This window comes from Streptomyces sp. ICBB 8177 (assembly GCF_003144095.1).
In the GTDB taxonomy this organism is placed as follows: Bacteria; Actinomycetota; Actinomycetes; order Streptomycetales; family Streptomycetaceae; genus Streptantibioticus_D.
On the sequence record NZ_NSKH01000018.1, the window covers coordinates 2,536,147 to 2,537,191 of the forward strand.

Sequence of the window (1,045 nt, forward strand, 5' to 3'; positions counted from 1 at the left end):
GGTCGTCGTGGTCTTGTCCGGCGCGTGCGTCAGGTCGTCGATGCCCGCGGACGCGGACGTCATCACGGCTTCGGTGCGCAGCGGGTTGATCTCCGATACGGCACCGACGAACGTGGTCTTGCCCACGCCGAAGCCGCCCGCCACCACGATCTTCGCGGAGGTGGTGGAGCGGGCTGCACCGCTAGAGCTTGCGAAGTCCACTGAGCACCCTTTCGAGCAGTGTCACATCTGGTTGACCGCCGGCGGCTTCGTCGCCACCGGGCTGGTGGATGGCGACGAGTCCGGCCTCCGCCAGGTCGGCGACGAGGATTCGGGCGACGCCGAGGGGGATGGAGAGGAGGGCCGAGACCTCCGCGACCGACTTGACCTCCCGGCACAGATGGCAGATCCGCTGGTGCTCGGGGAGCTGGCCGCGCAGCCGCTCGGGGTCGGCGGTGGTGGACACCAGCGCCTCGATGGCCAGTTGGTAGCGCGGCCGGGTGCGTCCACCGGTCATGGCGTATGGGCGCACCAGGGGTTGCTGGTCGGAGCCGAGCGGCGTGCGCCGCCCGCCGCGCGCCCCCGCGCCGCCTCCCGAGGCCCCGCCCGCGCCGGTGCTCGCGCCGCGCGGTGGCGGCATGTGCGGCTCGATCCGGGGCACGGGCGGCTGCTGGTCGTACGACGGGGCCTGCTCGGGCTGCTGCTGCCCGGGACCCGGCCGCAGCCTCGGGCTCGGCGCCGAAGGGAAGTTGAATCGCTTCAGCGGTGCTTGCGGCTGCTGCTGCGGACCGCCATAAGGGTGTCCGCCTGGGGGCGTTGCCACGGTTCCTCCTCCAGCTGGGCGGATTGCCGGTCTTCGGCGGGCCGTCGGGCCGTCGAGCCTAAGGGACGCGTCACCGAACCTTACGGTCCGGTGGCGCGTCGGCGCATGCCTGTCCGGCGCTTGACGCTAGCCGAGGAGGCTGCCTTGAAGCTCGGCGCGAAGGTCGGGGGTCAGGACGGTTCCCGCGCGGTCGACGAGGAGGGCCATTTCGTAGCCGACGAGGCCGATGTCGCACTCGGGGTG

Annotated in this window: 1 protein-coding gene and 2 pseudogenes; all 3 read right to left on the reverse strand. The window is 72.2% G+C overall.

The window, feature by feature from the left end:
• A pseudogene (locus CK485_RS29765) lies at window positions 1-201 on the reverse strand (ATP/GTP-binding protein); the annotation flags it as partial.
• Window positions 182-802: a DUF742 domain-containing protein gene (locus CK485_RS19875; protein WP_109452421.1), complete on the reverse strand. Its 621-nt coding sequence runs from the start codon at window positions 800-802 to the stop codon at window positions 182-184. The gene CK485_RS19875 and the pseudogene CK485_RS29765, both read right to left, overlap by 20 nt.
• Before the next feature lie 126 nt (window positions 803-928).
• A pseudogene (locus CK485_RS19880) lies at window positions 929-1,045 on the reverse strand (roadblock/LC7 domain-containing protein); the annotation flags it as partial.